The 23,703-nt window shown below is 70.8% G+C and carries 24 protein-coding genes; 3 read left to right on the top strand and 21 right to left on the bottom strand.

All coding sequences use genetic code 11. The features are described from left to right. Window positions 1-45: 45 nt before the first annotated feature. The 7 genes from yajC to pdxS form a co-directional block, all read right to left on the bottom strand. Window positions 46-378, bottom strand: coding sequence for a preprotein translocase subunit YajC (gene yajC / locus IPK24_13515; GenBank protein ID MBK8076547.1), 333 nt, complete (start codon window positions 376-378; stop codon window positions 46-48). 9 nt (window positions 379-387) lie between these two features. After that, complete coding sequence (ruvB, locus tag IPK24_13510) at window positions 388-1,482, bottom strand: Holliday junction branch migration DNA helicase RuvB (protein ID MBK8076546.1); 1,095 nt, start codon at window positions 1,480-1,482, stop codon at window positions 388-390. 23 nt (window positions 1,483-1,505) lie between these two features. Beyond that, a complete protein-coding gene (gene ruvA, locus IPK24_13505; GenBank protein MBK8076545.1) occupies window positions 1,506-2,132 on the bottom strand; it encodes a Holliday junction branch migration protein RuvA in 627 nt (208 codons plus the stop codon). A 273-nt stretch (window positions 2,133-2,405) separates the two neighbouring features. Next, on the bottom strand, window positions 2,406-2,972 hold the full coding sequence (gene ruvC, locus IPK24_13500; protein ID MBK8076544.1) for a crossover junction endodeoxyribonuclease RuvC: 567 nt from the start codon (window positions 2,970-2,972) through the stop codon (window positions 2,406-2,408). Window positions 2,973-2,982: 10 nt separating this feature from the next. Then, window positions 2,983-3,735, bottom strand: coding sequence for a YebC/PmpR family DNA-binding transcriptional regulator (locus IPK24_13495; GenBank protein ID MBK8076543.1), 753 nt, complete (start codon window positions 3,733-3,735; stop codon window positions 2,983-2,985). Further along, window positions 3,736-4,338, bottom strand: a complete 603-nt coding sequence (pdxT, locus tag IPK24_13490) for a pyridoxal 5'-phosphate synthase glutaminase subunit PdxT (protein ID MBK8076542.1) — start codon at window positions 4,336-4,338, stop codon at window positions 3,736-3,738. Then, window positions 4,335-5,243 carry a pyridoxal 5'-phosphate synthase lyase subunit PdxS gene (pdxS, locus tag IPK24_13485; GenBank protein MBK8076541.1) on the bottom strand — a complete coding sequence of 303 codons (909 nt, stop codon included), beginning with the start codon at window positions 5,241-5,243 and terminating at the stop codon, window positions 4,335-4,337. The genes pdxT and pdxS overlap by 4 nt, the downstream gene beginning before the upstream one ends. A gap of 46 nt (window positions 5,244-5,289) precedes the next feature. Between pdxS and IPK24_13480 the strand changes: the two genes are divergently transcribed. Next, window positions 5,290-6,798: a PLP-dependent aminotransferase family protein gene (locus IPK24_13480; protein ID MBK8076540.1), complete on the top strand. Its 1,509-nt coding sequence runs from the start codon at window positions 5,290-5,292 to the stop codon at window positions 6,796-6,798. 93 nt (window positions 6,799-6,891) lie between these two features. Here the strand turns inward: IPK24_13480 and IPK24_13475 are convergent, their stop codons facing one another. The 4 genes from IPK24_13475 to IPK24_13460 are packed head-to-tail and all read right to left on the bottom strand — an operon-like array spanning window position 6,892 to window position 10,225. Beyond that, complete coding sequence (locus tag IPK24_13475; GenBank protein MBK8076539.1) at window positions 6,892-7,506, bottom strand: hypothetical protein; 615 nt, start codon at window positions 7,504-7,506, stop codon at window positions 6,892-6,894. Further along, window positions 7,503-8,627 carry a glycosyltransferase family 4 protein gene (locus tag IPK24_13470; protein MBK8076538.1) on the bottom strand — a complete coding sequence of 375 codons (1,125 nt, stop codon included), beginning with the start codon at window positions 8,625-8,627 and terminating at the stop codon, window positions 7,503-7,505. Before IPK24_13470 ends, IPK24_13475 begins: the two co-directional genes overlap by 4 nt. After that, a complete protein-coding gene (locus IPK24_13465) occupies window positions 8,624-9,562 on the bottom strand; it encodes a phosphatidylinositol mannoside acyltransferase (GenBank protein ID MBK8076537.1) in 939 nt (312 codons plus the stop codon). Before IPK24_13465 ends, IPK24_13470 begins: the two co-directional genes overlap by 4 nt. 9 nt (window positions 9,563-9,571) lie before the next feature. Then, a complete protein-coding gene (locus IPK24_13460; protein MBK8076536.1) occupies window positions 9,572-10,225 on the bottom strand; it encodes a CDP-alcohol phosphatidyltransferase family protein in 654 nt (217 codons plus the stop codon). 198 nt (window positions 10,226-10,423) lie between these two features. Here IPK24_13460 and IPK24_13455 point away from each other — a divergent pair, with 198 nt between their 5' ends. Beyond that, window positions 10,424-12,580 (top strand): elongation factor G-like protein EF-G2, encoded by a 2,157-nt coding sequence (locus IPK24_13455; protein ID MBK8076535.1) that lies wholly within the window; start codon window positions 10,424-10,426, stop codon window positions 12,578-12,580. 79 nt (window positions 12,581-12,659) lie between these two features. On the opposite strand, the gene IPK24_13450 is transcribed toward IPK24_13455, so the two are convergent. From IPK24_13450 to IPK24_13420, 7 genes are all read right to left on the bottom strand, one after another. Then, the gene (locus tag IPK24_13450) at window positions 12,660-13,691 is read right to left on the bottom strand and encodes a GNAT family N-acetyltransferase (protein ID MBK8076534.1); all 1,032 of its coding nucleotides are present in this window, start codon (window positions 13,689-13,691) and stop codon (window positions 12,660-12,662) included. Window positions 13,692-13,791: 100 nt separating this feature from the next. Next, window positions 13,792-14,358, bottom strand: coding sequence for an HIT domain-containing protein (locus IPK24_13445; protein MBK8076533.1), 567 nt, complete (start codon window positions 14,356-14,358; stop codon window positions 13,792-13,794). Then, window positions 14,355-14,705 (bottom strand): hypothetical protein, encoded by a 351-nt coding sequence (locus IPK24_13440; GenBank protein ID MBK8076532.1) that lies wholly within the window; start codon window positions 14,703-14,705, stop codon window positions 14,355-14,357. Before IPK24_13440 ends, IPK24_13445 begins: the two co-directional genes overlap by 4 nt. Beyond that, window positions 14,702-15,058: a DUF2500 domain-containing protein gene (locus IPK24_13435; protein ID MBK8076531.1), complete on the bottom strand. Its 357-nt coding sequence runs from the start codon at window positions 15,056-15,058 to the stop codon at window positions 14,702-14,704. Before IPK24_13435 ends, IPK24_13440 begins: the two co-directional genes overlap by 4 nt. 15 nt (window positions 15,059-15,073) lie before the next feature. After that, window positions 15,074-17,086 (bottom strand): threonine--tRNA ligase, encoded by a 2,013-nt coding sequence (locus IPK24_13430; protein ID MBK8076530.1) that lies wholly within the window; start codon window positions 17,084-17,086, stop codon window positions 15,074-15,076. Between the two features lie 131 nt (window positions 17,087-17,217). Continuing rightward, window positions 17,218-19,062, bottom strand: coding sequence for a trypsin-like peptidase domain-containing protein (locus IPK24_13425; protein MBK8076529.1), 1,845 nt, complete (start codon window positions 19,060-19,062; stop codon window positions 17,218-17,220). Window positions 19,063-19,173: 111 nt separating this feature from the next. Next, window positions 19,174-20,688, bottom strand: a complete 1,515-nt coding sequence (locus IPK24_13420; GenBank protein ID MBK8076528.1) for a cobyric acid synthase — start codon at window positions 20,686-20,688, stop codon at window positions 19,174-19,176. Here IPK24_13420 and IPK24_13415 point away from each other — a divergent pair. After that, the gene (locus tag IPK24_13415) at window positions 20,687-21,754 is read left to right on the top strand and encodes a proline racemase family protein (protein ID MBK8076527.1); all 1,068 of its coding nucleotides are present in this window, start codon (window positions 20,687-20,689) and stop codon (window positions 21,752-21,754) included. The two genes, IPK24_13420 and IPK24_13415, sit on opposite strands and share 2 nt — an antisense overlap. A 12-nt stretch (window positions 21,755-21,766) precedes the next feature. Here the strand turns inward: IPK24_13415 and IPK24_13410 are convergent, their stop codons facing one another. The 3 genes from IPK24_13410 to IPK24_13400 all read right to left on the bottom strand — a co-directional run bounded on the left by IPK24_13410 (window position 21,767) and on the right by IPK24_13400 (window position 23,609). Next, a complete protein-coding gene (locus IPK24_13410) occupies window positions 21,767-22,561 on the bottom strand; it encodes an SAM-dependent methyltransferase (GenBank protein ID MBK8076526.1) in 795 nt (264 codons plus the stop codon). A 110-nt stretch (window positions 22,562-22,671) separates the two neighbouring features. After that, complete coding sequence (locus IPK24_13405) at window positions 22,672-23,022, bottom strand: hypothetical protein (GenBank protein MBK8076525.1); 351 nt, start codon at window positions 23,020-23,022, stop codon at window positions 22,672-22,674. Beyond that, window positions 23,019-23,609, bottom strand: coding sequence for a hypothetical protein (locus IPK24_13400; GenBank protein MBK8076524.1), 591 nt, complete (start codon window positions 23,607-23,609; stop codon window positions 23,019-23,021). The genes IPK24_13405 and IPK24_13400 overlap by 4 nt, the downstream gene beginning before the upstream one ends. Window positions 23,610-23,703: the final 94 nt, after the last annotated feature.

Raw genomic sequence — 23,703 nt, 5'->3', positions numbered from 1 at the left:
AGTACGTACGAGCCACGCGTCTCTTCTCTCGTTACGAGCCTGCCCTCAGGCGGGCTCGTCCTTGGTCTCGGTGCCCTGCTCGGACCCGGTCTCGTGCTCGGCTGACACCGTGCCGGCGGCCGCGCTCACGATCCGGGCCACGGCACGCCGGTCCCACCGAGAGGTCTGCCCGGGGGCGGTTTCGACGGTGACCTTCTCGTCGTCCAGCGCCACCACGGTCGCGTAGAGGCCGGAGGCCATCATGACCTCGGCGCCGGGAGCCAACTCGGTCTGAATCGTGGCGAGCTCGCGGCGCTGGCGGTTGCCCCTTCGGATGACGAAGAAGGCCATGACCAGCACGATTGCGAGAAAGAGCACACTGGGGTCGAAGGCAGGCACGCGGCGAGTCTAGCCCGCCGGGTCGGGTGCTTCGTCGAACAGCGCCTGCTGCTCGATGGTCGCCGGTGAGGTGGCGTGTCGCGGTGGACTCGAGCCCAGATGCCGCCAGGTGGCCGCGGTGGCCACTCGGCCACGCGGCGTCCGGCCGATCAGGCCCTCACGCACCAGGAACGGCTCGGCCACCGTCTCGACGGTCTCGGCCTCCTCCCCCACCGCGACGGCGAGGGTCGACAACCCCACCGGACCGCCGCCGAAGCGATGACACAGCGCCTCGAGCACCGACCGGTCGAGGCGGTCGAGGCCGAGTTCGTCGACCGCGTACACCGCCAGCGCGGCCCGCGCGGCCGCCTCGTCGAGTACCCCGTCGCCACGGACCTGTGCCCAGTCGCGCACCCGACGCAACAACCGGTTGGAGATGCGCGGCGTCCCGCGGGATCGGCGGGCGATCTCGCGCCCGCCCTCGGCGGTCAACCGGACGCCGAGCAGGCGGGCCGAACGGGTCAGCACCTGTTCGAGCTCGTCCGGGGAGTAGAAGTCGAGGTGGCCGGTGAAGCCGAACCGGTCGCGCAGCGGCCCGGGCAGCATGCCGGCCCGCGTGGTCGCCCCGACGATGGTGAACGGCGGCAGGTCGAGCGGGATCGCGGTGGCCCCCGGCCCCTTCCCCACCACGATGTCGACCCGGTAGTCCTCCATGGCGACGTAGAGCATCTCCTCGGCCGGACGCGCCATGCGGTGGATCTCGTCCAGGAAGAGCACCTCGCCCTCCTCCAGGGAGGACAGGACTGCCGCCAGGTCACCGGCATGTTGGATCGCCGGACCGCTGGTCACCCGCAGCGGCGCACCCAGTTCGTGGGCCACGATCATGGCGAGGGTGGTCTTGCCGAGCCCGGGTGGCCCGGAGAGCAGGATGTGATCGGGGGTGTGGCCACGGCCCCGGGCCGCCTCGAGCACCAGGGAGAGCTGGTCGCGCACCACACGTTGGCCCACGAATTCGTCCAGCATCTTGGGACGCAGGGCGCTCTCGGCCGCGCGTTCCTCGGCGTCCGCGCCGGCCTCGACCAGTTCGCGGGTTCGCAGCGCCTCGACCGACAGCTCGTCCGACAGCGCCTCCCCCGCGCGCGGGGTGCTCACGCCGTCCGCCCGAGGTGGCGCAGCGCCGCACGCAGCACACGCGCGACGTCCGGGGTGGCGTTCGAGGCTGCGCCGCCCACGCCGACCTCGGCCCCGACCACGTCGACGGCGTCCGCAGCCTGCTTGGCCGACCACCCCAACCCCACCAGGGCCTCGACCACCTGGTCGTGCCAGGCTGCGCCGACGCCGGCTGCCGGCAGCACCGACACCGCAGCCCCGGACGGCGCGCCCAGCCGATCGGTCAGCTCGAGCACGATCCGTTGGGCGCCCTTGCGCCCGATGCCGGGCACCTTCATGAGCGAGGTCAGATCCTGCGCCGCGACCGCCGTCCGCAGCCCGTCCGGGGTGTGCACCGCGAGCATCGCCAGCGCCAGTCGTGGCCCGATACCCGACACGGTCTGCACCACCTCGAAGGTGTCGCGCTCATCAGCGTCGGTGAAGGCGAACAGGGTCAGCGCGTCCTCGCGGACGACCAGGCTGGTGGCCAGCTCGGCCTCGGCCCCGACCCGCAATGTCGCGAGAGTGGCCGGCGTGGCCTGCACCAGCAGCCCGACCCCACCCACCTCGACCACCGCGGCGTCCAACCGGACGGCGAGCACCCGACCACGCACCGATGCGATCACCACGACCTCCTCACCAGCGCCTCACCCGCGCCGACCCACCGCCGAACAGGTGTACGAAGGTCACCGTAGCGCCCGATGCGACGACAACCGCTGGACGACGCGCAGACACGGGCGTGGATTGGCGACCGCAACGTGCCCGCGCACCACCCCGCGGTGATCATGTAATCCGCGCACGCTCGTGAACGGTTTCACGAGCGTGCGCGGATTGCATGATCACGGGGGAATTGTGCACGGATTGCATGATCACGGGGGGTGGGTAGAGCGCGGGGTGGGTCAGGCGCGGCGGCGGGTGCGGTCGGCCGCTCGCGCCGCCTCGACCCAGCGGCGCTGCGCAGCGGTTGCCGGGGCCAACCGGCCGGCGGAGGTGGTTCCGTCGCGCCACAGGTGACAGATCGCCAGCGCCAGGGCGTCGGCGGCGTCCGCCGGGGTGGGGCGGGCGGGCAGCGAGAGGATCTTGGTGACCATGGTCGCCACCTGGGCCTTGTCGGCCCGGCCGGACCCGGTCACGGCCGCCTTGACCTCGCTGGGGGTGTGCAGGGCCACCGGGATGCCGACCCGGGCCGCCGCGGTGATCGCCACGCCGGCGGCCTGCGCCGTCCCCATCGCAGTGCGGACGTTGTGCTGGCTGAACACCCGCTCCACGGCCAGGACGTCGGGGCGCAGCTGGTCGAGCCAGCCCTCGATCGCCTCGCTGATGCCCAGCAGTCGAGCCGACAGCTCGGCCTCCGGCGGGGTGCACACCACGTCGACGGCGACCAGCTCGACCTTGCGGCCGGGACGGCCGTCGACCACGCCCAGACCACATCGGGTCAGGCCGGGGTCGACGCCGAGAACTCGCATGCTGCGAGTCTCAGCCCACCGCCTCCATGATCTCGTCCGACACGTCGAAGTTGGCGTAGACGTTCTGCACGTCGTCGCTGTCCTCCAGGGCGTCGATCAGCCGGAAGATCTTGCGGGCGCCCTCCTCGTCCAGGGGCACCTCCATGCTGGGCACGAACTCGGCGTCAGCGGAGTCGAAGTCGATCCCGGCCTGCTGCAGCGCCGAACGCACCGCGACCAGGTCGGTCGCCTCGGTGACCACCTCGAACGCCTCGCCCAGGTCGTTGACCTCCTGCGCGCCGGCCTCGAGCACTGCATCCAGCACGGCGTCCTCACTGACCCCCGCGGCCTTGGGCACCACGATGATGCCCTTGCGGGTGAACAGGTACGACACGCTGCCCGGGTCGGCCAGGTTGCCGCCGTTGCGGGTCAGGGCGGTGCGCACCTCGGCCGCCGCGCGGTTGCGGTTGTCGGTGAGGCACTCGATCAGGACGGCGACGCCGTTGGGGCCGTACCCCTCGTACATGATCGTGTGATAGTCGGCGCCACCGGCCTCGGCCCCCGAGCCGCGCTTGACGGCTCGGTCGATGTTGTCGTTGGGCACCGAGGCCTTCTTGGCCTTGTAGATGGCATCCCACAGCGTCGGGTTGCCGTTGGGGTCACCACCGCCGGTGCGCGCCGCCACCTCGATGTTCTTGATCATCTTGGCGAACATCTTGCTGCGCTTGGCGTCGACAACCGCCTTCTTGTGCTTCGTGGTGGCCCATTTGGAGTGGCCGGACATTCAGTTTCCTTCCGTGCGCAAACACCTGCCGACCAGGTCGACGAAGAGTCGATGGACGCGCGTGTCCCCCGTGATCTCCGGATGGAACGCGGTCGCGAGCAGGGCACCCTGCTGGACTGCGACGATCCTACCCTCGTGGCGCGCCAGCACCTTGACGCCGTCGCCGACCTGCTCGACCCAGGGCGCCCGGATGAAGACCGCGCGCACCGGGTCGCCGTCGATGCCCTCGACGGTCAGGTCCTCCTCGAAGCTGTCGACCTGGCGACCGAAGGCGTTGCGCCGCACGGTCATGTCGATGCCGCCGAAGCTGAGCTGCCCCTCGATCGCGTCCTCGACCCGATCGGCGAGCAGGATCATGCCGGCACACGAGCCGTAGGCCGGCATGCCGCCCTTGAGCCGGTCCAGGATCGGCTCACGCAGCTCGAAGATCCGGGTGAGCTTGTCGATCGTGGTCGACTCGCCGCCGGGGATGACCAGGGCATCGATCTCGGCCACCTCGGTCGGACGGCGCACCCGCACCGCCCGGGCACCCGCCGACTCCAGCGCCCGGACGTGCTCGCGGACGTCGCCCTGAACCGCCAGGACGCCGATCGTGGGCCTCACCAGCCGCGCTCGGCCAGCCGGTGCGGCTCCGGGAGCTCCTCGACGTTGATGCCGACCATGGCCTCGCCGAGACCGCGCGAGACCTTGGCGATCACGTCGGGGTCGTCGTGGAAGGTGGTGGCCTTGACGATCGCGGCCGCCCGGGCCGCCGGGTCGCCGGACTTGAAGATGCCGGACCCGACGAACACGCCATCGGCACCCAGCTGCATCATCATCGCGGCATCGGCCGGGGTGGCGATGCCACCGGCCGTGAACAGCACGACCGGCAGGCTGCCCCGCTCGGCCACCTCGGCGACCAGGTCGTAGGGCGCCTGCAACTCCTTGGCGGCGACGTACAGCTCGTCCTTGCTCATCGAGGTGAGCCGGCGGATCTCACCGGTGATCGAGCGCATGTGGGTGGTGGCGTTGGAGACGTCGCCGGTGCCGGCCTCACCCTTGGAGCGGATCATGGCGGCGCCCTCGTTGATCCGGCGCAGGGCCTCGCCCAGGTTGGTCGCGCCGCACACGAAGGGGACGGTGAAGGCCCACTTGTCGATGTGGTTGGCGTAGTCGGCGGGCGTGAGCACCTCGGACTCGTCGATGTAGTCCACCCCGAGCGACTGCAGCACCCGGGCCTCGACGAAGTGGCCGATGCGAGCCTTGGCCATCACCGGGATCGAGACGGCGGCGATGATGCCGTCGATCATGTCGGGGTCGCTCATGCGCGAGACGCCACCCTGGGCGCGAATGTCGGCCGGGACGCGTTCGAGGGCCATGACGGCCACGGCGCCGGCGTCCTCGGCGATCTTCGCCTGCTCGGCGGTGACCACATCCATGATCACACCGCCCTTGAGCATCTCGGCCATGCCGCGCTTGACCCGGGCGGTGCCGACGACGGGCGCGCTGGAACTGGAGCTGGAGGTCATGCAGACACGGTAGACGCCGATCGGCCTGGTAGTACAGTCCACTTGCATGCACGTAGACCAGGCCAATACCACCATTCGAGCCACCGGCCTGGCCGTCCCGTGGCAGGACGACGTGCAGCACGCCGGTCCGGCGCACCAACGCCTGGCGGCCCTGTTGCGCACCGAGATCAACACCGGCCGGCTACGACCCGGCGAGCGGCTGCCGCCCTCGCGCGCGCTGGCCGAGCAACTCGGACTCTCGCGCTGGGTGGTCACCGAGGCCTACGACCAGCTCAAGGCCGAGGGCTACCTGACCGGGTTGGTCGGGTCCGGTACCCGCGTGGCCGGCAGTGCCACCGGCCCGGACGCCGCGGCGCCCCCGCCGTCCACCCGGGGTTCGATCACACCGGCGGTCACCTCACCCGCGGCGCCGTCCCGACCGGACGCCACGCCCGCACGGCCCATCACGCTGGACCTGTCCCCCGCGTTGCCGGAGCTGTCCTCGTTCCCCCGGGCGGCCTGGCGGGCAGCGACCGCTCGCGCGCTCGACCGGGTCAGCGACGACCAACTCGGCCACCCCGACCCGGCCGGCACGCCCCAGTTGCGCCGCACCCTGGCCGACTACCTGCGCCGGGTCCGTGCGCTGGACCTGCCCGCCGACGGCAGCGCGGTCCTGATCACCCAGGGCGTGGGCAACGCGGTCGACCTGATCTGCCGGCAACTGGCGGCCGCCGGCGCCCGCCGGGTGGCGATCGAGAACCCCAGCTGGCCCCGCCTGCGTCAGATCGTGGCCGGCAACGGGCTGCACGCCGTCCCGATCGGGGTGGACGGTGAGGGCCTGCGCGTCGAGGAGCTGCTGCGAGCCGATGCCGAGCAGCGGATCGATGCGGTGTTCGCCATGCCCACCCACCAGTTCCCCACCGGGGTACCGCTGTCGGCCGGACGCCGCGTGGCCCTGGTGCGATGGGCCGCCACCGGTGGCCGGTGGATCATCGAGGACGACTATGACGCCGAGTTCCGCTACGACCGTCGTCCGGTCGGCGCCGTCGCGGCCCTGGCACCCGACCAGGTCGCCTACCTGGGTTCGGTGAGCAAGACCCTCTCGCCGGCGCTGCACCTGGGCTGGATGGTCGCCCCCAGCCGTCTGCTGGCCGGGATCGCCTCGGCCAGAGCGGGATTGGGTGCCCTCACGCCCACCATCGAACAGCTCGCCCTGGTGGACTTGATCACCTCTGGCGCCTACGACCGGCACCTGCGCCGGATGCGCCGCCGCTACCAGCTCCGTCGTCGCGCTCTCCTGGAGGCGTTGCACCGCCAGGTTCCGGGTGAACCGGCCCCGAGCATGGACGCGGGCCTGCACGTGCTGTGGCGCCTGCCCTCGGCCTGCAGCGAGGCGACGGTGATCGAGCGGTGCGCGGCGTCCGGGCTCGCGGTGGCCGGCGAGTCCGCGTGCCGCGTCGGCCCCTCCCCCGGCCAGGCATCCGCACCCCCCGGACTGGTGCTGGGCTACGGCAATGTCCCCGAACACCGTGCGGACGAGATCGCCCGGATCATCGCCGCCGCCACCGTGGTCTGACACCACGTTCGTCGGAGAATGTGCACGGATTACATGATCACCGACGAATGGGGGTGGCTGGGTCGAGCAGAACCGGCGAGAAACCCGCATGCGTCAGACCTGCGACAACCCCGGCGGCAAGGCATCGTCGAAATCGATCATCTGTGGCACGGGCGCCCGGCCGGCCAGATGGGCCCACCGCACCACCCGTTTGTCGCGCACCCGTTGGGCCTGGGCCACGGCGTCGTTGTGCAGCCGCCGGGCGAGTTGCACCCGGGCACACGACTGCACCAGTTGGCGCCGTGCGTCGTCCGCGAACGGGGTCTGCCCCGGGCCACCCACCAGCGGCGGCCAGGCACGATCGGCCGCCGGAGCCTCCGACGGCTCCGGGAAGGCCATCACCAGAGCGCGTGAGACCTCACTCTCCATCGGTTCGAGATACGGCGGGACGTCGAGCGGGTCGCGCGCCTCGCCCGCCCGCCCCTCGTCGTCCTGCTCCGCCGCGGTCAGCGCCTGTGAGGCGGCGGCGGTGACCAGCAGGGCGCTGGCCGGGTCGAGATAGCGGGCGGCCTCGATGGCGGCCATCCGCCGCCGCAACAACTGCACATCCAGCGCGGTGCGGGCCGCGGTCACCTTGGCGTGCAACCGGTCGAGCCGGCTGGCGGTGTAGCTGAGGTACCAGCCGAGCACCAGCAGGACGACGAGCAGCGGCCACCAGGTCTCGATCATGCTCTGCTCACCACCGGGGTCCCGGCCACCATCTGGTACACCTCGAGCACCTCGCCGGTGACCCGCGACCAGTCGTATCGGGTCACCGCGACCCTGGCCCGTTCGGCGAGCAGGTGGCGACGCGGTTCGTCGTCCGCCAGGTCGCTCAGGGCCTGCGCCAACGGCTCGGGCTCGCCCGGGGGCACCAGCACCCCGAGCCGACCCTCACCGAGCACCCGGCGAAACGCGCCCAGGTCGCTGGCCACCACGGGCGCGCCGGCGCTCATCGCCTCGACCAGCACGATGCCGAAGCTCTCGCCCCCGGTGTGGGGGGCGACGTAGGCGGTGACCGACCGCAGCAGCCGGGCCTTGGCCTCGTCGTCCAGCGCCCCGAGCAGTTCGACCGCAGCGGCGTGCTCGCCCAACTCCTCGAGCATGGGTTCGGCCTCACCCCGACCCAGCACCAGGAAGCGCGCCGCCGGATGCCGTTGCCGCACCGCCGGAACCGCAGCCAGCAACACCTCGAGCCCCTTGCGGGGCTCGTCGAGCCGGCCGACGAAGGCGAACGTCGGCGCGGACGACGTCCCCTGCCACCGCGCGCAGGGTTCGGCCCGGGCGAAGGCCGCGACCTCGACACCGTTCGGGATCACCACCGCGTCGCCGCCGAGGTGTTCGACCAGGGTGCGCCGGGCGTCCTCGGACACCGCGATCCGGGCCGAGATCTTCTCCAGCGAGGGCCGCAACATCGGCTGGGCCATCTGCATCGCCCGCGATCGCACCGTGGCGGTGTGGAAGGTCGCCACGATCGGCCCCGTGGCCAGCCACAGCGCCAGCAACGACAGCGAGGGGGTCACCGGCTCGTGGATGTGCACCACGTCGAAGTCGCCCTCGGCCAGCCACCGGTGCACCCGCGCCGCACTCACCGGGCCGAACGTGAGCCGGGCCACCGACCCGTTGTACTTCACCGGGACGGCGCGTCCGGCCGCCTCGAGATAGTCCGGTACCGGGGTGTCGTCGTCCGCCGGCGCCAGCACACTCACGGTGTGACCGGCCGCGATCAGGTGCTCCGCCAGGTCACGCACGTGGTACTGCACTCCACCGGGAACGTCGAAGGAGTACGGGCAGACCAGGCCGATCCTCACGCAGGGGCAGCGGGGTCGGCGGGCACCAGATCGGCGACGAACACCCGCTGCAGCATGTGCCAGTCCTGGGGGTGAGCGGCGATCCCGGCGGCGAGCGCATCGGCGCACGCCTGCGTCATCGAGGCCACCCGCTCGGCACGCCCCCCATCGACCGGCGGCAGCACCTCGGGGTGGAAGTGCACCACGATCCCCCAGCGGGCCGGCGAACCCGCCGGGAGCCGCTCGTAGCGGATCGAGACCGGGTGCAGCGCGGCGCCGGTGACCAGGGCCAGCGAGGCCGGCCCGGCAGCCATCCGCGCGGTCTCGCCGAACAGCGTGATCGGCACCCCGGTGGCGGTCAGGTCGCGATCGGCGAGCAACGGGACGAAGCCGCCCTTGCGCAACCGGCGGACCAGCAGCCCGAAGACGTCCACGCCGCCCCCGGAACCGCCGATCGGCAGGATCTCCATGCCGAGTTGTTGCCGGATGGTCAGGAAGCGCTGATAGACCTCGTCGGGGCGCAGCCGCTCGGCGACCGTGGTGACCGGGGCCATCGCCAGGGTCGACCAGGCACCGGCGTGGTCCCAGTTTCCGCTGTGCGACAAGGCCATCACGACGCCACGACCCTCGGCGAGCGCCTCGCGAACCGGCGCGTCGCCCTCCGCACGACAGGTCGCCAGGATCCGTTCGGTCGACCAGTCGGGCAGCCGGAAGGTGTCGCAGTAGTAGCGCAGATAGGAGTGGAGCCCCTTGCGGGCCAGGATCTTCAGCCGCATCGGCGACAGATCCGGCACGACGCGTGACAGGTTCAGCTCGAGCTGCCGGGCGGCCTGCCCCTGCCGCAACCAGATGAACTGGGCGATCACCGAGAAGATCAGATAGGCGACACGTTCGGGCAGCAGCCGGACGATCCGCCACCCGGCGGTGTACGCCCAGACGTTCACCCGGTCGCTCATCGGCTCAGGTTAATCGTTTCCAGCCGGAGTCGTGACCGAGAGAGCCTGACGGCGTACCACGACCATCCGCTGCACGACGGTGATCGCGCTCGCCACGGCCAGCACGGCGAGGACGACGCCCAGCACCGGCTCGGGCAGTCCCAGGCCGGTGTCCCAGCCCAGGCCGACCAAACCGGTGGTGACCAGGACGGCGACCAACCGGTCGGCCCGTTCGGCGATCCCGACGCTGGCGGTCATACCCAGTCCCTCGGCGCGCGCCCGCGCGTAGGAGACGACGCTACCCAGCACCAGGCACAGCAGGGCCAACGCGGTCATCAGTCGGTCCCGGCCCGTGGTGCCGCCGGCGTAGTAGAGCACCAGACCGCCGAACACCGCGGCGTCCCCCACCCGGTCCAGGGTGGAGTCGAGGAAGGCGCCCCACCGGCTGGAGCGGTTCGACATCCGCGCCATGATGCCGTCGACGGTGTCGGCGAAGACGAACGCGGTGATCACCAGCGTGCCCACCAGGAACTCACCGCGGGGGTAGAAGCCCAGCGCCCCGAAGCAGACGCCGAGGGTGCCCACCAGGGTCACGACGTCCGGGCTGATCCCCAGCGAGACCAGCGCCCGGGCGACGGGGGTCAGCAGCCGGGTGAACAGGGCACGGGCGAAGCGGTTGAGCATGGCCAGGGCACTCTATCCAGTCTCGAGCCCGAGCGGCGGGACATCCCCCTCGCCCGGACGCCCTCCCGCGCGGGGTACACGGTGCGGAGCAGAGCGTGGCGATCAGGGCTCGACCTTCGTCCTCCACGGGTGCAGGATCGCGGGGGTAGAGGTTTGCCGAGCACCCGCGCGGGAGCCGACGACGAGGAGGTCGTACCCATGGCGAGCAATGTCAGGGCCCGTGGAGCCGAGGTCACCCATGTGAGCCCGGACCGGATCCGCAACGTGGTGCTGGTGGGCCACGCCGCCGCGGGTAAGACAACGCTGATCGAGGCGCTCTTGTTGGGCACCGGGGCGATCGGCCGGGCCGGGCGCATCGAGGACGGCACCACCGCCAGTGACCACGAGGACATCGAACACCGCACGGGACGCTCGGTCTCGCTGTCGGTGTGTGCGACGACCTCGGCCGGGGTCAAGATCAACCTGATCGACACCCCCGGACACGCCGACTTCGTGGGTGACGTGCGCGCGGGCCTGCGGGCCGCGGACGCCGCGCTGTTCGTGGTCTCGGCCGTGGACGGTGTGGACGGCATCACCCGGATGTTGTGGGAGGAGTGCGCCGCCGTCGGCATGCCGCGGGCCGTGGTGGTCTCTCACCTCGACGCCCAGCGCGCCGACTTCGACGACGCCCTGGCGATCTGCCAGCGCACCTTCGGTGACGGCGTCCAGCCGCTCTACCTGCCGGTGCTCGATGCCCCCGGACGTGAGGTGCCCGCCGGGCTGATCGGGCTGTTGTCGCAGGCGGTCTACGACTACTCGGGTGGCGCGCGCACCGAGCGTCCCGCCGATGACGAGCAGCGCTCGGCGATCGAGGCGGCCCGGTCGACCCTGATCGAGGGCATCATCCAGGAGTCCGAGGACGACACGCTGCTCGACCGCTGGTTGTCCGGCGAGGACGTCGCGCTCGACACCCTGATCGCCGACCTCGAGAAGGCCGTGGCGCGCGGTTCGTTCCACCCGGTGATCCCGGTCATCTCCCCCTCCGGCATCGGCATCGCCGAGCTGCTCGAGGTGTTGGTGCGGGGATTCCCCTCGCCGCTGGAGCACCCGCTGCCCTTGGTGACGCTGCCCTCGGGCGAGCCGCGCGAACCCATCAGCTGCGACCCGGCCGGCCCCTTGGTGGCCGAGGTGGTCAAGACGACCTCCGACCCGTACGTGGGCCGGTTGAGCATCGTGCGGGTGTTCTCGGGCACGCTGGTGCCCGAGGCCACGGTGCACGTCTCGGGCCACTTCGGCCGGTTCAGTAGTGAACGCGCGGCGTCCGGTCACCCGGACCACGACCTCGACGAGCGGGTCGGTGCCCTGTCGCAGCCGCTCGGGGCGACGCTCAACCCGATCGATGCCGGGGTCGCGGGCGATGTCCTGGCCATCGCGCGGCTGTCGAAGGCCGAGACCGGCGACACGCTGTCCGACCCGGCCGCCCCGGCGCTGATGGAGCCGTGGCTGATGCCCGAGCCGTTGCTGCCGAGCGCCCTGGTGGCCAAGTCGAGCACGGAGGACGACAAGCTGATGCAGGGCCTGGCGCGGATCGTCGCCGAGGATCCGACGGTGCGGGTGGAGGTCAACTCCGACACCCACCAAATGGTCGTCTGGACCATGGGTGAGTCGCATCTCGAGGTGGTGCTGGACAAGCTGCGCGCACGCCACTCGCTGGAGCTGGACAGCGAACCGGTCAAGGTGGCGCTGCGCGAGACCCTGGCCAAGGCCGGCGCCGGGCACGGCCGCCACGTGAAGCAGTCCGGTGGACACGGTCAGTACGCCGTGTGCGACATCGAGGTCGAGCCGTTGCCGGCGGGGTCGGGTTTCGAGTTCGTCGACAAGGTGGTCGGCGGATCGGTGCCCCGCCAGTTCATCCCCTCGGTCGAGAAGGGGGTGCGGGCCCAGATGGATCGGGGCGTCGCCGCCGGGTACCCGATGGTCGACCTGAGGGTGACCCTGGTCGGCGGCAAGGCCCACAGCGTCGACTCCTCCGACGCCGCCTTCCAGATGGCTGGTTCGCTGGCCTTGAAGGAGGCCGCTGCGGCCGCCGGGGTGGCGATGCTCGAACCGGTGGACGACGTTCAGATCATCGTGGACGACGAGTACGTCGGCGCGATCATGGGTGACCTGTCGTCGCGGCGTGGCCGGGTGACCGGGACGACGTCGATGGGCCACGGCCGCACCCAGGTCTCGGCCGAGGTACCGGCGATCGAGCTGACCCGCTACGCCACCGACCTGCGCAGTCTGGCCCATGGCACCGGCACGATGGCCCGCAGCTATGTGCGGCACGCGCCGATGCCCCAGCACCAGGCCGAGAAGGTCATCGCCAACAGCTGAGCCACCCGGAGGGGTCAAGTAACCGGTGATCATGCAATCCGTGCACAAACCGTTGGTGATCATGCAATCCGTGCACGCGTCACGACGTCAGAGGTAAGCGACCCTCGACCTCACCGTCGACGATCCGGCCGGTGAGTTCGAAACCCCGGCGCCGGTAGAACGGCGCCGGGGTGCCCGACCCCTCTACCCAGCTGACCAACAGTTCCGCGTGACCGGCTGCGCGCATTTGACCGATGAGGTCCTCCAGCGCGCGCAACCCGATGCCCCGCCGCTGGTGACGCCGATCGATCAGCAGCCGCCACAGGTAGGGCACCGGGTGGGCCGGCGTCACGTCGGCGATCATCACGAACCCGGCCGCCTCACCATCGGCCTCGATGCCCCACATCACCGGCTGCACCGGGGCACCGTCGACGTCCTCGGGGAACAGCGCGTCGGTGAACGAGTCGAGCATCGGCGCAACGAACCGCTGCTGCGAATGATGGGTGGCGAGCCGCCGATACTGCTGCACGTTCTGGGTGGTCAGCGAGATCAAGCGGACGTCGTCCGGCGGCGTCAGCGGGCGATCGCGCCAGGCGCGGTAGTCCTGGGCCGTCGCCCCGTAGGTCATGTTGTCGGTCCACTCACCGCGCCAGAGGAACGAGAGCCGGGTGTGCGACTCGAAGGTCAGACCGAGGTTCTCGAGCACCCGCTGTGAGGCGATGTTGGCCGGGTCGAGCTCACCGAACAGCCGGACGACGCCCACCCGCTCGACCAGGTCGTCGGCCATCGCTCGGGCCGCCTCGGTCGCAAACCCCTTGCCCTGGAAGGGGGTGGCGAGGGTGTACCCGATCTCGGCCACCGATCCGGTGGGGTCGAGGTGACAGCAGACGTCACCGATCACCGTTCCGTTGAGCTCGACGGCGAGTTGGGTCCACTCCCCCGGCGCGACGTCGTCCCGCTCGTCCTGGTCGGCCAGATCCTGCCGAGCCCGGTCGAGGGTGTAGGGCAGGTCCCACAGTTGGTGCCTCGCCACGGCCGGATCGTTGCGATAGGCGGCGAACACCTCGGCGTCCGACACGCGCATGATGCGTACGGTCAACCGCGGCGTCGTGATGGGGAACGGCGAGGCCATGGCAAGATCGTAGGCCGAAGCGCACAGCGCTGCTGCTCAGGACGACGCCGAGGGTCCGCTCGGACGACGGCCCCGCCACCCAGTGCCCACGGCGCAGGTGTCAGGCCCCTGTCGGCCAGGCCTCGGCGAGTCGCTTGCGGGTGTCGGCGAGCAGTTCGGGCAGCGCCTTGGTGCGCCCGATGATCGGCAGGAAGTTCGCGTCACCACCCCAGCGGGGCACGACGTGCTGATGCAGGTGGGCGGCGATGCCGGCACCGGCCACGGCGCCCTGGTTCATGCCCAGGTTGTAGCCCTGACACCCCGAGACCGCGCTGAGCACCCGCATCGCGGTCTGGGTCAGCTCGGCGACCTCGACCGTCTCGGCAGGGGTCAGGTCGGGGTACATCGACACGTGCCGGTAGGGGCAGACCATCACGTGCCCGGTGTTGTACGGGTACAGGTTCATCACGACGTAGGCGAGCTCGCCACGGGCCACCACGAGGCCGTCCTCATCGCTGCGTCCGGGGGCGCGGCAGAACGGGCACTGCGGGCCGGCGTCCGCGGTGGCGGGCTTGTCCTCGCCCCCGAGGTAGGCCATGCGGTGCGGCGTCCAGAGTCGCTCGAAACCGTCCTGAGCCCCGGCGAGCTGCCAGGGTTGCGACCCGGGGGTCGATGCGTCCAGCGTCATGTCGTCGGCTCCTCCCGCAGCCCCGGCGTGAATCCCCGGAACTGGTCACCGAGGTAGCGCAGCACGCCCCGGTCGCCGATCGCGATCCGGGCGTGATCGCTGCCCGCCAGGTACAACTCGACCGTACTGCCGTCGTCCAGCCGTGCGCTGATGCCGTACACCACGCCCTCGGGGCGGTCCTCCTCCCAACGCTCGGTCACCGTCGCCGGTGCGCTGGCCACCGCATCGGCCGCCGAGCCACGCCACCGGCGCAGCGCCCCGCCGAGCAGCGTGTACCCCAGCGCCAGGACGGCGGCCGCGCCGATGAAGACCAAGACGACGAACCCGGAACCGAGTTCACCGCTCATAGGGCACGACCGGTGATGTCCCGGGCGAATCCCTGATACCGGGTGCCCTGACGCGTGAGCATGCCGTGATCGCCCTCGGCCAGCTGACCGTAGTGCTCGCCCGACATCGCCAGCTCGAGGCGTTCGGCGGTGGGCAACTCGAAGGTGGCGAAGTACGAGGTCGACGACGAGGAGTCCCCGGAACCGCCGTGCACGTTGGTGCGCTTGGTGATCACCACGGCCCGTAGCGTCTCGACCGGGGCCGCGTTGTTCCGCGACCACCGGATCAGCGCGTGCACGATCCCGACGATGATGAAGCCGACGACGAGCGCCCCGATGACGGCGACGAGGATGGGCACGGCGTCGAACAGCACCGAGTCCGACACCGGCTACACCTGAACCCGGGTGCGCACCGCCTCGACGATCCGGGTGATCGCCTCGTCGACCGGAACGCCGTTGTCCTGCCGACCGTCACGGAACCGGAACGAGACCGCACCGGCCGCGACGTCGTCCCCGCCGGCGATCAACTGGAACGGCACCTTGGCCTTGGTGTGGGTGCGGATCTTCTTCGGGAAGCGGTCGTCGCTCTCATCCACCTCGACCCGGATCCCCTCGGCGCGCAGACGTGCCGCGACGTCCTGCAGGTAGGGCGCGAAGTCGGCCGCCACGGGAATGCCGACCACCTGCACCGGGGCGAGCCAGGGCGGGAAGGCCCCGGCGTAGTGCTCGGTGAGCACCCCGATGAACCGCTCGATCGAGCCGAACTTCGCCGAATGGATCATCACCGGTTGCTGGCGGGTGCCGTCGGCGGCCTGGTACTCCAGACCGAAGCCCTCGGGCTGGTTGAAGTCGTACTGGATGGTCGACAACTGCCAGGTGCGCCCGATCGCGTCCTTGGCCTGGACCGACACCTTCGGACCGTAGAACGCCGCGCCACCCGGGTCCGGCACAAGGGTCAGCCCGGTCTCACGGCAGGCCTGCTCCAGCACGGCGGTGGCGCTGGCCCAGTCCTCGTCCGAGCCGATGAACTTGTCCTTCTTGTCGCCGTCCTCGTCGCGGGTCGACAGTTCCAGGTAGAAGTCGTCCAGGCCGAAGTCGCGCAACAGGCTCAGGACGAAGTTCAGCAGGTGCTTGATCTCGGCCGGCGCCTGCTCCTTGGTGCAGTACGAGTGCGAGTCGTCCTGGGTCATGCCGCGCACCCGGGTCAGGCCGTGCACCACACCCGACTTCTCGAAGCGGTACACCGACCCGAACTCGAACAACCGCATCGGAAGCTCGCGGTAGGAGCGGCCCCGCGAGCGGAAGATCAGGTTGTGCATCGGGCAGTTCATGGCCTTGAGGTAGTAGTCCGACCCCTCCATGCTCATCGGCGGGAACATGGTGTCGGCGTAGTACGGCAGGTGCCCGGAGGTATGGAACAGACCCTCCTTGGAGATGTGCGGGGTGCCGACGTAGAGGAAGCCCTCCTCGATGTGCCGGCTGCGGACGTAGTCCTCCATCTCGCGCTTGAGCACGCCACCCTTGGGGTGGAACACCGCCAGGCCCGAGCCCAACTCGTCGGGGAAGCTGAACAGGTCGAGCTCGACGCCGAGTTTGCGGTGATCGCGGCGTTCGGCCTCGGCGAGCCGGTCCAGGTGGGCCTTGAGGTCGTCCTTGGTGGCCCAGGCGGTGCCGTAGATCCGTTGCAGCTGAGGGTTCTTCTCACTGCCCCGCCAGTAGGCGGCGGCGCTGCGGGTGAGCTGCCATCCGTTGGCGAGCAACCGAGTGGTGGGCACGTGCGGCCCGCGGCACAGGTCCTTCCAGGCCACCGAGCCGTCGCGACGCAGGTTGTCGTAGATGGTCAGCTCGCCGGCCCCGACCTCGACCGAGGCCCCGTCGTCGTCGGTCGCCGACCCGCCCTTGAGGCCGATCAGCTCCAGCTTGTACGGCTCGGCGGCGAGCTCGGCGCGAGCCTCGTCGTCGGTGACCACCCGTCGGCGGAACCCCTGGCCTTCCTTGACGATGCGGGCCATGGTCTTCTCGAGCGCGCGCAGGTCTTCGGGGGTGAAGGGCTGCTCGACGTCGAAGTCGTAGTAGAAGCCGTCGCGCACCGGCGGGCCGATGCCCAGGCGCGCCTGCGGATTGGCCTGTTGCACCGCCTGGGCGAGCACGTGCGCACAGGAGTGGCGCAGCACGGCCAGGCCCTCGTCGCTGGTCACCAGCACGGGCTCGACCACGTCGCCCTCGTCGACCACGTGCGCCAGGTCGCGCAGCACCCCGTTGACCCGAGCCACCACGATGGCGCGGTCCTCGAACAGCTCGGCGCAGGTGGTACCGGCCGCCACCGTTCGCTTGTCCTCCGCAGACGCAGCTTCAGACGCAGCTACAGATGCAGCTACGGACTCGGCGGAACGGACGACGATGGAGACCTCGGACACGACGGACCTCTCGCAGATCGGAACAGCGGCCGGGCCGGTGGTGGGCCCGTGTTCGATCGTATCGGCGTGGCCGGTGAGCCTTCACCTCACTATCGCCCCACGCGGCGAATGCCCTGTCAGCCGCCCTGGCCGGGTGGCGGCGGCGGGGACGGCGTCCGTTGGGCCGGCGGTTGCGGCTGGGCCGGCGGTGGCTGGACGCCGGGCCACCCCGGCCCCGGTGCACCCTGCTGGGGCGGCGGGTACTGCTGCTGGGGCGGCGGGTACTGCTGCTGGGGGTACTGCTGTGGTGGGTACTGCTGTGGTGGGTACTGGTGTTGCGGTGGGTACTGCTGCTGAGGCGGGTACTGCGTCTGAGGCTGCTGCGGCGGGTGGTTCGGCGGATAGGGCATCGGCCAGGGCAGCTGTCCCTGATCCGGCAGCGCGATCACCGCGGGACGACGGTTGCGACGGCGCGCCATCACCCCGCCCACACCTACCGAGGCCAGCGCGAGGACGCCGACCCCGGCCCCCGCAGGCAGCAACCAACTCGGCAGATCCGCCGATCGTCCGGCCGAGCCGGCCGGGGTCTTGTCCTGTCCCGCAGCGATCGCTGCCTGGCTCTTGTCGATGAACTGCGCGGCGTACGGGTGGCCCGGGTAGAGCTCGATCACGGTACGGAATTGCGCGAGCGCCCCCGAGTACTCCTGGCGGTAGTAGGCATCGACCGCTTGCGCGTACAGGGTGCTGGTCCGACTCGCGGCGGGCGCCACCGACTTCTCGGCGAGTTGTTCTCGCACAACGCTGACCGGCACCACGAACTCCTGTCCGGCCACGGCGACCCCGTCCGGCCCGACGGCCCCGGCGACGAGCACCCCGACGACCTTGCCGAGCTCGTCCAGCACCGGTCCACCGGAGTTGCCCGGGCTCGCCGGGGCCTGGGTCTGGAAGACCGGCATGCCGTCCTTGGTGCTCTTGACCGCCGACAGCGGCCCCTGGGTGACCGTCGGCTGCAACTGCGAGTCCAGCGACATGCCCGCCAGGAACGTCGACGCGGCCGGATAGCCCACGACATACAACGTCGATCCCGTCGTGACGTCGGCGTCGTTGCCCAGAGCCAGCGTCGGCATCGCCGTCTGGCCCTCGATCTTGAGCAGCGCGACGTCCTTGCCGGGGAACGGTTCACCCACGGCGACGACGGTGGCCGGGTGCTCCTGCGGGGTCTTGGAGGCCCCGACCCCCACCTGCGCGCTCACCTTCATCGTCACATCGCTGACGGCCACGTTCTTGGCCAGCCAGGTGGTCATGGCCGCGCTGAGCCGGTCGAGTTGGTCGGCCGTGAACGGGGTGTCACTGTCGGCCAGTGACTTGACGAAGCGGGTGTTCATGCCGCTCAGCGTGGTTCGGGCGAACTGCGTCTGCAGCTCGGTCTTCTCGGCCTCGACCACATGCGCCGCGGTGACGATGTAGCCGTCCGGCGTGATCACCCAGCCGGTACCGACGCTCGACAGGGCACCGTCGTCAGTGAAGATCCGCTTGGTCGACTCGAAGTAGCGGAACGGGGTGCGCACGATGTCGGCCACCACGGCCTCGATCACCGCGTCCTGGCTGGCCTCGATCACCCCGGCCTGGGCTTGCTTCAGCAATCGCTGGAACAGGGCGTCGACCGCCGTCTGGTTCAGCTGCGGCTCGGCCACCGAGACCGTGGCGCTGTAGTCGGTCTGGATCAGCTGCACCCCCGGGAACGTCTTGGCCGCCAGCAAGGTGGCCGGGGTGGCGGGCGCCTCAGGCGACCACGACACCGCTCCGGACGGCGCCGGCGCGCTCGAGGCGGTGGGGGTCGGCGTGCTCGCAGCGTGTGCCGGAGCGGCGACACCGAGGCCGATCAGCGCGGACAGGCCGAGGCCCGCTGACAGGGCCAGGACGACGGCGTGCCAGGAGCTGGCTCGCCGCAGCGGCGGGACGGTCACGGATCGTGGGGCCACAGCAGTCTCCCAGCATGCGCGGCGACAGATCGACTGCACCCTATGTCACCGACTATCGGTGATGTGTCAGAAACAACCCCAGCGGGCCTGATGCGACCCTACCCAGCGTCATCAGGGGCCGGCGGGGGGCACCACCGGCAGGCCGGGGGGCGCGCCGTCCTCGATCAACCGGCGAAGCCGGTCGACGTCCAGGTGATCGGCGACCAGATCAGCCAGGACGTCGAGCCGCCGAGCGCGCACCGCCGCCAGATCGGTGTCCGGGGCGGGGACGAAGTCGCGCCCCGCCGTGCCCGCGACCTGCTGCAGGAAGGCGCGCCGAAACGCATTGCTCTCCAGCGCGGCGTGCCAGGTCGTGCCCCAGGTGTTGCCGTGGCGGCACCCGTCGAGGAAGGCCCTCGCACCGTCGTCCACCCTGACCTGCCCGTGGTGGATCTCGTACCCGGTGTCGACCATCTCACCGAGGGCCTCACCGCTGACCCGGCGCACGGTCTTGGCCGTGGTGAACTCCACCACGGCGGGCAGCAAGCCCAGGCCGGCCACCTCACCGGCGGCGGACTCGACCCGGTCGGTGATGGTGCGGGCCAGCATCTGATAGCCCCCGCAGATGCCCAGGATCGCCCCGCCGGACGCCGCGCGCGCCGTGAGCGCGTCGGCCAGACCGCGCTCGTGCAGCCACCCCAGATCGGCCACCGTGGCCCGGCTCCCGGGCAGCACGACCAGGTCGGCCTCGGCCAGCGCACCGGGGGACGTCGTCCAGCGCACCTGCACCCCGGGCTCGGTGGCAAGGGCATCGACATCCGTGGCATTGGAGGTGCGCGGCAGGTGGATCGCGACCACGGTCAGGGTGTCGCGCCCGAGGGGCGGCCCGGCGAGTGGCGGCGCGAGGTCGAGCGATTGCGAGTCCTCGACGTCCAGCGTCAGGCCACGCAGCCAGGGCAGCACGCCCAGCACCGGCCGACCGGTCAGCCGTTCCAGCATCGCCGGGCCGGGCTCGAGCAACCGTACGTCGCCCCGAAACCGGTTGATGACGAAGCCCGCCACGAGCGCCTGATCGGCCGGTTCGAGCAGGGCCACCGTGCCGAACAGGGCCGCGAACACACCCCCGCGCTCGATGTCGCCGACCACGACCACCGGGATGTCCCGCTCACGGGCCAGCCCCAGGTTCACCAGGTCGTAGCGGCGCAGGTTGATCTCGGCCGCTCCCCCGGCCCCCTCGCAGACCACGACGTCGTGACGCGCCGCCAGCTCGTCGAACGAGGCCAGCACCACGCCGCGCAGATGATCGCGACGCTGCGGGTAGCTCATCGCCGTGACCTCGCCGTCGGGCCGGCCCCGCACCAGCAGGTGGCTGTGCGTCTCGCCCCCGGGCTTGAGCAGGATCGGGTTCATCGCGACCTCGGGCTCGAGCCCGCAGGCGGCAGCCTGCAGCCCCTGGGCCCGGCCGATCTCGCCGCCGTCGGCGGTCACCACGGAGTTGTTGGACATGTTCTGGGCCTTGAACGGCGCCACCGAGACGCCGTCACGATGCAGCCACCGGCAGATTCCCGCCGTGAGCACGCTCTTGCCGGCGTCCGAGGTGGTTCCGGCCACCAGCAGCGATCCCATCGCCCCTACTCTGCCAGCCATGTCCCTCGCCTCGACCCCACAGCAGACAATCGAGCCCACCGCCCGCCGGGTGCGCACCGTCGACTATCACACCGGCGGCGAGCCGTTCCGGATCGTGCTGGACGGCGTGCCCGAGATCCCGGGCACCACGGTGCTCGACCGCCGCGCGTATGCCTCGACCCACGACGAGGTGGACGTCGTCCGGCGGTTGCTCTGCCAGGAACCGCGCGGCCATGCCGACATGTACGGCTGCTTCCTGGTGCCCCCGAACCCGGTGGCGGAGGGTGAGCTGCCCGCTCACCTGGCCGTGCTGTTCTGGCACAAGGACGGCTACTCCACGGCCTGCGGACACGGCACCATCGCGCTCGGGGCGTGGGCGGTGCACTCGGGTCTGGTGGCGGCCGAGCCGGACGGCGAGACCGAGGTGCGCATCGACGTCCCGTCGGGGCGGGTGATCGCCCGAGTGCGGTGCACCGGGGGTCGGGTCAGCGCCGTGACGTTTCGCAACGTGCCGTCGTGGGTGGTGGCCCGGTCGGTTCCGGTGCCGACCTCGCGGGGTCACGTCACGGTCGACGTCGCCTACGGCGGGGCGATCTACGCCACGCTGCCCGCCGCGGCAGTGGGGCTCGCGGTCACTCCCGAGCACTATGGCGAGCTGATCGCGATCGGGCGCGAGATCAAGTGGGCCTTGAACGAGCACGAGGTGGCGCGTCACCCGAGTGACGAACGCCTGTCCGGCATCTACGGGACGATCCTGGTCGACGACCTCGGCGAGCTGGAAACCGGCCCCCACCAACGGAATGTGACGGTGTTCGCGGACGGCGAGGTGGACCGCTCACCGTGCGGGTCGGGAACTTCGGCCCGGCTGGCGCTGCTCGCCGCCGAGGGCCGTGTCGGTGGCAACAAGGTGCTGACGCACGATTCGATCGTGGGTTCGCGGTTCATCGGGCGGGTGGTGTCGAGCGCGCACGACGGGGTGCGTCAGGTCGTCGTCCCTGAGGTCACCGGGACGGCGTTTCGCACCGGCGAACACACGTTCGTCCTCGATCCGGACGACGATCTCGGGACGGGTTTCGTGTTGCGCTGACCAGACCGATGGTCAGATCTTGACGCCCACCCCGCACAGTGCCCGCAACGGCAGGGTGGTCCCGGACGGATTGCGCCACTGGGTGATGTCCGCGAGGGGTTCGGTCAGCTCGAACCCCTCGAAGAGCGCTTCCACCTCGGCGTGATCGCGGACGTACAGGGAGGCCGACGAGTTCTGGTACATGGACTCGGCGACCGCCACGGTGGTCGGGTCACTGCCGTCGCGGCTCACGGCCGAGATCGCCAGACAGCTACCCACCGGGACGGCGTCGCGCAGGCGGGCGACCAGGGCGGGCGCCTCGTCGATGCCGACGAAGTGCAGCACGGCGATGAAGAGCAGCCCCACCGGCCGGTCGACGTCGATCAGGCGATGCAACTCGGCGTCCGCCAGGATGGCCTCGGGGTCGCGCACATCGTGAGCCAACGTGATCGTGCCGGTGGCGGTGCTGAGCAACGCGCGATTGTGGGCCAGTGCCACCGCGTCGTTGTCGAGGTAGGCCACCGTCACGGCGTCGTCCAGCGTCCGGGCGAGTTCGTGGACACTCGGCGAGGTGGGGATGCCGGCGCCGATGTCGATCAGCTGCCGCACGCCGCGCTCGCCGACCATCATGTCGATCGCCCGCCGCAGGAATCCCCGGTTCGCCTGAGCCAGGTCACGCATGTACGGCGCGACCTCGAGCAATCGTTCGGCGGCCTGGCGGTCGATCTCGTAGTTGTCCTTGCCGCCGAGCAGATAGTCGTACAGCCGCGCGGCACTCACCTGGCTGGTGTCGATGAACGGCGCGGGGGCAGTTCCGGCGTTGGTCAAGGCAACCCCCCGATGCACTCTCGATACGACGAGACCAGCATCCTGCCGTCTCGTGGTGACCCCCGCACATCATGACAAAGAGTGATGGTCGATACCAGACCTGTCACGGATCAGATCTCGATCGTGTGCGCCCGGTCGAGCAGGGCTCGGTAGCCCTGCAGCGTGGTGCGCAGATCCTCGGTCGACGGCGTCCCCGCGCTCCACTGGCTGTTCAGGTCGTCGCGGCGTCCCTGCAGGCCACGGCAGGCGCGGTCGACTGCCTCGGCGACGAGAGCTCGAGCCTGCTCGACCGCGGCCCGCGGATCATCGACGAAGGTGGCCTGGATCTCGTGCCAGCGTGCGGTGATCTCATCGCCGCCGCTCGCCGCCGGCGGCCGTTCGGCCGCGGATGGGGTCGGCGGCGCGCCCTCGGCGGTCATGCGCGCATTCGCTTCGCGCTCCATCGCATCTTGGTCGGTCATCGTCGACCCTCCCGGTCTGGTGTGCTCTCCCAACGTGATCCGGTCGTCACGGGCTCGTGGCCGGACAGCGGTCGCAGCAGGTCGTCGAACAGCGATCGGTAGCGCAAGAGGGCCTCGCGTAGGTCCTCGGTACTCGCCCGCCGGTCGAGGTTGCGCACGTGAATCTCGTGCGCAACGCGATAGTCCTGCACCATCTGCGGGTGGTCGACCGAGACCAGCTCGGCCTGCTCCTCGAAGTCCGTCACCGGGTAACCCCGCTGCTCCATCACCTCGGTGAGCAGCCGCTCTGCCTCGTCGACAGCATCCGCCGGGCGATCGACGAACCGCTCCTGGGTCGATCGCCACCGCTGGGCGTACGACAGCCGCTCGGGCTCGGACAACGTGATGAGGTGCAGTTCGTCGTGGCGACGTGTCCGGCCGGCCAGATCGGCCTCACCGCCCCGCAGCCCTGCGGCCTCGACCGCCCGGTTGTACTCCGGGCCGAACCGTTCCTGTAGAGCGGTGCTGCGCCGGCGGGCCAGCGTCATCAACGCCACGGCCACGACGACGACCAACGCCACGACAGCGATCCACGTCCAGGTACTCATCGGATCCTCCTGATCCTCGAACCTCAACGATTCGAGGCGGTACCCGGAGCACGTGACCCGAAACCTCCCGCTAGGGTGGCGCGGGCTCGGGCAG

It is taken from the genome of Kineosporiaceae bacterium, from assembly GCA_016713225.1.
Lineage (GTDB): Bacteria > Actinomycetota > Actinomycetes > Actinomycetales > Kineosporiaceae > JADJPO01.
The sequence above is the reverse complement of the archived record's forward strand: the minus strand, read 5'-3'. Positions and strand labels throughout refer to the sequence as shown.

What these genes read in the sequence shown, in the direction of transcription:
- IPK24_13445 (MBK8076533.1), bottom strand. Translation starts at nt 14,358, where the DNA reads ATGACGCTGGACGCATCGACCCCCGGGTCGCAACCCTGGCAGCTCGCC.
- IPK24_13460 (MBK8076536.1), bottom strand. Translation starts at nt 10,225, where the DNA reads ATGCTCAACCGCTTCGCCCGTGCCCTGTTCACCCGGCTGCTGACCCCC.
- IPK24_13400 (MBK8076524.1), bottom strand. Translation starts at nt 23,609, where the DNA reads ATGAGTACCTGGACGTGGATCGCTGTCGTGGCGTTGGTCGTCGTCGTG.
- IPK24_13440 (MBK8076532.1), bottom strand. Translation starts at nt 14,705, where the DNA reads ATGAGCGGTGAACTCGGTTCCGGGTTCGTCGTCTTGGTCTTCATCGGC.
- IPK24_13465 (MBK8076537.1), bottom strand. Translation starts at nt 9,562, where the DNA reads ATGAGCGACCGGGTGAACGTCTGGGCGTACACCGCCGGGTGGCGGATC.
- IPK24_13455 (MBK8076535.1), top strand. Translation starts at nt 10,424, where the DNA reads ATGGCGAGCAATGTCAGGGCCCGTGGAGCCGAGGTCACCCATGTGAGC.
- IPK24_13475 (MBK8076539.1), bottom strand. Translation starts at nt 7,506, where the DNA reads ATGATCGAGACCTGGTGGCCGCTGCTCGTCGTCCTGCTGGTGCTCGGC.
- IPK24_13480 (MBK8076540.1), top strand. Translation starts at nt 5,290, where the DNA reads ATGCACGTAGACCAGGCCAATACCACCATTCGAGCCACCGGCCTGGCC.
- IPK24_13450 (MBK8076534.1), bottom strand. Translation starts at nt 13,691, where the DNA reads ATGGCCTCGCCGTTCCCCATCACGACGCCGCGGTTGACCGTACGCATC.
- IPK24_13495 (MBK8076543.1), bottom strand. Translation starts at nt 3,735, where the DNA reads ATGTCCGGCCACTCCAAATGGGCCACCACGAAGCACAAGAAGGCGGTT.
- pdxS (MBK8076541.1), bottom strand. Translation starts at nt 5,243, where the DNA reads ATGACCTCCAGCTCCAGTTCCAGCGCGCCCGTCGTCGGCACCGCCCGG.
- IPK24_13420 (MBK8076528.1), bottom strand. Translation starts at nt 20,688, where the DNA reads ATGGCTGGCAGAGTAGGGGCGATGGGATCGCTGCTGGTGGCCGGAACC.
- IPK24_13415 (MBK8076527.1), top strand. Translation starts at nt 20,687, where the DNA reads ATGTCCCTCGCCTCGACCCCACAGCAGACAATCGAGCCCACCGCCCGC.
- IPK24_13405 (MBK8076525.1), bottom strand. Translation starts at nt 23,022, where the DNA reads ATGACCGACCAAGATGCGATGGAGCGCGAAGCGAATGCGCGCATGACC.
- ruvC (MBK8076544.1), bottom strand. Translation starts at nt 2,972, where the DNA reads ATGCGAGTTCTCGGCGTCGACCCCGGCCTGACCCGATGTGGTCTGGGC.